The sequence below is a fragment of the Desulfonatronospira sp. genome, assembly GCA_003563255.1.
GTDB lineage: Bacteria > Desulfobacterota > Desulfovibrionia > Desulfovibrionales > Desulfonatronovibrionaceae > Desulfonatronospira.
This window is the reverse complement of sequence record PWSL01000107.1, coordinates 1-7,765: the sequence shown is the minus strand read 5'-3', so window position 1 is coordinate 7,765 and position 7,765 is coordinate 1. Positions and strand designations below refer to the sequence as shown.

The following is a 7,765-nucleotide window of genomic DNA, read 5'->3' as shown; positions in this document are numbered from 1 at the left end:
CAAAGGGGGTTTCACTGGGACGGATTTCACTGGGTGTGATCTGCCTGCCCCGTAAAATTTCTTCCCATTTTACTGGGGTGGGCTAAAAACTCTTTTCTTATCTGGGTTGCGGGCAGAGCCCGCGTTAGATAAATTTTAGTTCCGGTCATATGACTTGATACTTTTTAAATCTAAAAAATTAAATATATTAAGCCCTTGAAGCTGATTATTACAGAAAGGAGCAAATTATGGGGCAAGGCAAATTGCTCACACCAGAGGAAAAGAGAGTAATAATATTTGCCCTGAAAAAGTATTTTGACCGTGCCACAGATGACCTTCATGAGCAAGAGATGGTGCCGCTCTCGATAAAACAAATTAAGTATCAAGTCATATGACCGGAACTATAGTGCCGGGAGAGCCAGCCCCCTCCGGGCTGTAAGCCTCCGGGCAGGAAGCCGTGCTCAAATCGTCATGTGTTGAATAGACCTTCAGTCTACGGCAAAGCCGTATTCAACCGGGTAAATCTTTTTACCCAGTTGAATACACGAAGTGTAGGCGCAGCCATTCAACAGGGGCCAACAGGCAGTTAAAATATCTTTTTTTGGGTTGCGGGCCAAGCCGGCATTAGTGCTTTCAAAGAAAACAGGGAACAGACACTCCGCGCTACTGCTCAAAATTAAAAAAACTTCAGCACCCCACGGCGTGAATAGTGTGCTGGTCAACCTTTACGGTTTTCCAGAACAGCCTGCTTTTCCAGGAAGGCTTTACGCGCCGGTCAAAGATCACTAACCAGCCTTCGTCGCAGCCCAGGGTTGTCATGTAGCGGGATAGTTGTTCCTGGCCTTCCTTCAGGGTCTGGGTGTCTTTTCGAACTTTGATTTCTAATGGAAAGCAGGGTCAGGCACCCCAGCCCTTGTTTTTTTGTTGAAGAAAAAAACAGACCTTATTAAACAAGTACTGGGAGAGCCAGTCCCCTTGAGGCACAAATAAGTTTCATTGTAGGTTTAGCTTTACTCCAACGTGATTAGCAGGGACAGTCCCCGGTCACGCCATTTGCAGTCTCGATGAGGGATAATAAGTGATAAGTGAGGGACAATAAGTGAGGGACAGTCCCAGGCCGATACCCGGTCCTCTGATCGTTTACAGTTTTAATTCATGCAGGATGCTGGTTATGAATTTTATCCATTCCACACACAGTAGAAAAATTGTTTTGTACACTTTGGGCTTGCTCCTCTTGGTCATTCTGGCCGGGGCTGGTGCAACCTGGTGGGTTGTCAGCAGTAAGGATCTTGAGCTAAAGCAGAACCTGGTCCATGAGGCCATGGTGATAAAGAACTCCATCCATCTGGACCGGCTGAAATCACTGGAAGGCAGCGAGCAAGACAAGGCAAATCCTGATTACCAGGCCCTGGTGGAGCAGTTGTTCCGTATTGAGCAGTATTATGAGCAAAGCGCTGTATATCCATATTTTGACCTCTATCTCATGGGCATAAATCAGGATGGCAATGTCTTTTTCTTTGTGGATACTCCTTATGCAGAGCCTGAAGAAGGCGACCTTCCTCCTGCCGGGCCAGGAGAGTTGTATCTGGTAGCTTCTGGTGAATTATCAAGAGTATTTGACCATGGCCAGCCATTCACTGAGGGTCCTTTGTCTGACCAATGGGGGGAATGGGTGTCTGCTTTTGTGCCGGTGGCAGATCCAGGAACCGGTGAGGTCATGGCTGTACTGGGTCTGGACATCGAGGCCTCGCACTGGAAAGATCTCCTGGTTGAGGCTGCAGTATTTCCAGCTTCGGTAACTTTTCTGCTGGGTTTTTTAATTCTGTCCGGTGGTTGGGTTTTCAGCCGCCGGGAGATGCTTTTGGAGCGTATACTACAGCAGTCAGAAAAACTTTCTGCGGAAAGAAAAAGACTTCGGTCCGGGAAGAAATGGCTTCAATCCGTTACCGACAGTATGGGTGAGGGGCTTTATGTCATGGACAGGAACGGCAGGGTTGTCTTTGCCAACCCGGCAGCCGCATCGATTCTGGGGTATAGCCAGGAAGAGCTGCTGGGCAGCCAGGCCCATGACCTGTTTCACTATCACTTTGATGAAGAAGGAGTCAGGAGTACCCTTGAAGAGTGTCCCTTTTTTTGCACGGTAAGCAGGGGAGAGGAGTATAGAGCTGAGGAATACTTTCAGCAAAAAGACGGCCAGGTGTTTCCAGTGGAGGTTTTTGCTGCTCCCATGCAGGATGATGAACAGGGAGCCGTGTCGGTTGTGGTGTTCAGCGATATAAGCCGGCGCAAGGAATATGAGAAGAGCATCAAGGAAAAGGAGCAGTTTCTCACGGATTTGTTTCAAAGCATTAAGGACGGCATAAGTGTTCTGGACAGGGATCTGAACATCACCTTCGTCAACAGGGTCATGGAGATGTGGTACAAGGACAGTGCTCCCCTGGCAGGGAAGAAGTGTTTTGAGGCCTTTCATCAACGGGAAGACGCCTGTCCCGGGTGCCCCTCACTGGCCTGCATGCGCAGCGGAAAAGTGGAAAGTAAAGTGGTTCCCGGATTGCCGGGGACAGATCAGTGGCTGGAAATATACAGCTATCCCCTGCGGAATTCGGAAACAGGCGAGATCAGGGGAGTCATCGAATTTGTCCGGGATATAACCCAGCGCAAACTGGCTGAGGACGCGCTGCGGGACAGCCAGGCCCTGCTGTCCACAATTTTCGATAATGCACCTGTGGGCGTCTGGGTGGTGGATCATGATCAGACGCCATTGCTGGTCAACAGATATTTCCGGGAAAAAACCGGGTTCGGCACTGATTCTGTAAGCCTGACATCTAAGGAGCTGGCTGTATGTAAAAAGAGCGATGACATGGTTTTGAGCGGATATGATCCATGTCATCTTGAAGAGGAAGTGACCTATAAAGACGGCCGGAAGCATATGCTCCAGACCATAAAATCCGCACTTGCCGGTGGAGATGGCAGGATTAAAGGGGTACTGGGCATAGGGGTGGACATAACCGAGCGTAAAAGGCTGGAGCAGGAGCTGAAAGAGCAGGTTAATATTTTGGAAGCCATTATCAATGGCATTCCAGATATACTGGCTATCCAGTACCCGGATCACAGTATCGAGCGCTACAACAAGACTGGATACCAGGTCCTGAATAAGACCCCGGAGGAGGTGCGAGGCAAAAAGTGTTTCGAGCTTATAGGCAAAGAAAGGGAATGCGAGGAGTGCGCCACCAGAATAGCCTTGTGCACTAAAGAACTAGCTCAACTGGAGAAGTATGTCCCGGAGCTGGATATATACCTCGACTGCCGGAGTGTACCTATTGTGGACGAGCATGGGGAAGTGGTCAAGATTGTGGAGCAGCTGCGGGATATAACCAGCCGGAAGCTGGCGGAGGAAGCCCTTAAAAAGAGCGAAGAGCGCTACCGCAGCCTGGTGGAATCCCAGCATGATGCCATAGCTAGAATAGACAGGGATGGCCTGTTTACATATGTCAACGATACCTGTTGCCGGATCTTTGGCAAAAAAAGGGAAGAACTTCTGGGAAGTCCCTTTATTCCTTACGTGCATGAGGATGATTTTGAAGATCTTTTAGCAAATCTGGAAAAAGTACATCAGCATCCTTACAGAGTGCAGATAGCCCACAGACTAGTGACTCCGAGCGGATTTTACTGGATACACTGGGAGAACAGTGCCATATTCAGCGACAGCGGGGACATAGTCGAAATCCAGAGTGTAGGCAGAGATATCACGGAGATGAAGCTTCAACAGCAAAAGCTGGAGTTGATTCTAAAGGCTGCGCAGAATGTTTCATTCGTGATGACAGAGCCTACTGCGGACCAGCAGGACGCACTGATCCGGGAATTCAGCCCGGGCGCTGAAAACCTTTTTGGCTACAACAGGGAGGAAGTGCTCGGAAGGTCAGTTGCCATACTGCATTCCCAGGAGGATATAGAAATTTTTCCAGAGATCCACGCAAGAATAGCCCAGGGTCAGGCCTGGCATGGACGGGCCTGGCAGGTGCGCAAAAGCGGGGAACAATTTCCGTGCCTGTTCACTGTCTATCCTTTTGATGTGCACGGTTGGATGGGTACCCTCGGGGTGTCTATAGATATTTCAGAGCTGGAAAAGGCCCAACAGGAACTGGTTCAGGCCAAAGAGCAGGCTGAAGCTGCAAACAGGGCCAAATCAACTTTTCTGGCCAATATGAGCCACGAGATCCGCACTCCGCTGACAGGTATCATGGGCTCCATGGAGATGCTGGCATCAGAGATAAGCAGCGAGAACGGCAGGCGTATAATGGATATGACCCGGGAATCGGCCAGGTCCCTGCAGCGGATCATCGACGATATCCTGGACCTGTCCAAGGTGGAGGCAGGCAGGATGGAGCTCAGCAGCCGGGAGTTTGCTTTGTCTGCCGTGCTGGACAGGGTGCAGGGACTGTACGCAGCTCAGGCAGAGAATAAAGGCATCAGGCTGTCCAAAAGCGTTGACCCGGGAGTTCAGGATAGTCTTCTGGGGGATGCCAGTCGCCTGGAGCAGATACTGCGCAACCTGGTGGGCAATGCTGTGAAATTCACCAGTCATGGCCAGGTGACATTGAGAGCGAGGCCTGCTGACAGCCAGGATGATTCTTCCAGGCAGGTTGTCAGGTTCGAGGTGCAGGATACTGGTCCGGGCATCCCGGAGGATAAGCTGACAGATATCTTTGAGAGCTTTACCCAGGCGGACAGCTCTTTCAACAAGAGCCACCAGGGTACAGGCCTGGGGCTGACCATCTGCAGGCAACTAACCCGGCTGATGGGTGGAAACATAAGTGTTGTAAGCGCTCCTGGAGAGGGCAGCACATTTGCTGCTGTAATTCCTTTTGAGGTTGTGGGCCAGAAGCATGCGGCAGTGCATATTCAAAAAACAGAACCACAAGAGAGTAGATCAGCTCCTCTGAATATTCTGCTGGTCGAGGATGTGCAGCTCAATCATGATTATATCCGCTTTGTGCTTGAAAAGGATGGTCACCGGGTGCATTCGGCTTACACTGGTCAGGAAGCAGTGCAGGCGTATCAAGAGGGCCGGTTTGATCTTGTACTCATGGACATACAGATGCCGGGCATGGACGGAATGGAGGCCACGCAAAGGATTCGCGCCGCTGAGCGAGGGAGCGACTTAAGCGATGGAGCGACGGATCGATCAGAATCCCAGTATACCTCAATCCCTGAATCCCTGGATTCCCAAATCCCTCAATCCCTGAATTCCCAAATCCCTCAATCCCTGAATTCCTCAATCCCTGAATCCCAGAATTCCCCAATCCCTGAATCCCATAACCGAATTCCGATTATTGCTTTAACCGCCTACGCCATGCAGGAAGAAAAAGACAGTTTTCTTGCGGCAGGCATGGACGGATATGTGCCCAAACCTGTGGATCCTGAAGGATTGAAGCAGGAAATACAGAGGCTGGTTTACTCAGGGCAGGCAGGGCCGTCAAAAGACCCAGAAGAAGAGACAGCTTTGGATGCAAAGTTGCACGATGTTGTGGATATGGATGAGGTGTACATGCGTTTTATGGGCGATACGCAAATATGGCGGGAGATGATGGATAGCTTTGTGCATAACGAAGCCCAGGGCTACATAAGCGGTCTTGAGACAGCCTGGAAAGAAGGAGACGTTCAGGAGATAAACCGGCTGTCCCACAAGTTGAAAGGAGCTACTGGCACCCTATGTATCAACAGGATAACGCACCAAGCCACAGAAGTGCATGAAGAGTCTAAAAAGCAGGAAAGCCCACACCTGGAGAATATGCTCATGGACCTTGTCCAGTCCCTGAAGGGTCTGCTTGATAACAAGAGATAATCTGAATGGGTTGCCTTACTTTCTGCAGTTTTTTTACTCATCAGACTCGTTTGGGGTTTGCAGCCATTACGGTTAAAAGACCTGCAAAAGGCTATTTTCAAGTATGCAGGATACTGCAGGCGACATAACGGCTATTATTGTAGCAGTAGTCAGAAAGTGAGCTTGAAAGGAATACCATTCGAAAGCATCATTTGATGGGAGGCTGGGACTGCCCATGGCCCTGGCAACAAGTCTAGCGTGAAGTTTCAGGTATTTTTATTGTCTTACCCAAACCTGCTTGGAGCAAATCATGTCACAGAACACCGCTTTCAAAGACTTTTCCATTCCCTCCCCGGAACAGTGTCAGGATCTGTTCACAAACGCCCCCATAGGTATTTATACTTCCACGCCGGAGGGGAAGTTACTCTCTGTCAATCCCGCTCTGGCCAGAATGTTAGTGTATGATTCACCGCAGGACATGATGGAGTCGGTCACGGACCTTGCGTCACAATTATATGCCGATCCTGCTGACAGGGAAGAGTTCAAACTTCTTTTGAGCGAAAAGGGTGAATTGGTGAATTATGAATGCCGGTTCAGGCGTAAGGACGGAACCGAGTTCTGGGGATCCATGAATGCCCGCGCAGTACGGGACAAGGACGGAAGTATTGTTCATTACCAAGGGTTTGTTACGGACATCACCGACCGCAAACAGGCAGATGAGGCGCTGCGGGAGAGCGGGGATCTGTTTCGGACAGTTAATGAAACTGTGGGCGAGGGAATAGTTCTGAAAGATGCCTCGGACAAATTCGTGCACTGGAATAAAACCGCTTCAGAGATTTTCGGACTGGATATTGAACATGCCAGAGGTCAAACACCAGAGGTTTTTGATACAAAATTCATTCACGAAGATGGAACCGAGTATGTTGGAGACGATTTCCCTTCTCAACACACTTTGCGCACTGGAGAACCCTGTAACAATGTAATTATGGGGATCAAGCGCAACAATCAGCCCATAACCTGGCTGAAAATCAACACCCGTCCGATTTTCAAACCTGACTATGCAAAACCGTATCTGGTTGTTGTTTCTTTTTCGGACATCACCGAACGCAAACAGACCGAGGAGGCGCTGCGGGAGAGCGAGGCCCGGGTTAGTGCCAAACTGGAAGCCATGCTCCAGCCTGAAGGCGATATCGGTACGCTGGAACTGGGCGATATCCTGGATGTAGAAAGCGTCCAGGCCTTAATGAACGATTTTTTTGCCTTAACCAATATAGGCGTCGCTATTGTCGACCTCAAGGGGAACGTACTCGTTGCCACAGGGTGGCAGGATATCTGCGTCAAATTTCATCGCCGGCACCCTGAAACCCTTCAAAACTGCCTGAAAAGCGATCTTGTTCTTTCCTCTGGAGTTGCCCCGGGTGAATTCAAACTTTACAAGTGCAAAAACAACATGTGGGATATTGCCACCCCTATTGTCGTGGGCGGCAATCACCTGGGCAACCTGTTTCTTGGACAATTTCTATTTAAGGACGAAGTCCTGGACGAGGACGTATTTCGATCCCAGGCCAGGAGGTACGGTTTTGACGAGGAAACATACATCGATGCTCTACATCGAGTCCCGCGCTGGGACCGCAAGACCGTGGATCAGGTCATGCAATTCTATGCCCGTTTTGCCACCCTTATCTCCACCTTGAGCTGGAGCAATCTTAAACTGGCCAGAAGCCTGAATGCAGAAGAACAGGCCAAGGTACAGGCCAAAGCAGCCAACCAGGCCAAGAGCGAGTTTCTGGCCAACATGAGTCACGAACTGCGCACCCCTCTAAACGGCATTCTGGGCATGTTGCAGCTTCTGCAGTCCATCACTGATCTGGACCATGAGCAAAATGAGTACGTTGAGCTGGGCATTGCCGCTGCTAACCGCCTTACCCGCCTCTTGTCGGACATCCTGGATCTGTCCAGGGT

3 protein-coding genes are annotated in these 7,765 nt (G+C 50.1%); all 3 read left to right on the top strand.

Features of this window, described 5'->3' with window-relative positions; all coding sequences use genetic code 11:
• The first annotated feature begins 227 nt into the window (after positions 1 to 227).
• Positions 228 to 374 carry a hypothetical protein gene (locus QZP87_RS03130; RefSeq protein WP_291321458.1) on the top strand — a complete coding sequence of 49 codons (147 nt, stop codon included), beginning with the start codon at positions 228 to 230 and terminating at the stop codon, positions 372 to 374.
• 776 nt (positions 375 to 1,150) lie between these two features.
• On the top strand, positions 1,151 to 5,824 hold the full coding sequence (locus tag QZP87_RS03125) for a PAS domain S-box protein (protein WP_291321457.1): 4,674 nt from the start codon (positions 1,151 to 1,153) through the stop codon (positions 5,822 to 5,824).
• Between the two features lie 289 nt (positions 5,825 to 6,113).
• Positions 6,114 to 7,765: PocR ligand-binding domain-containing protein (locus QZP87_RS03120; protein ID WP_291321456.1), on the top strand; the 1,652-nt coding region annotated here is incomplete at its 3' end.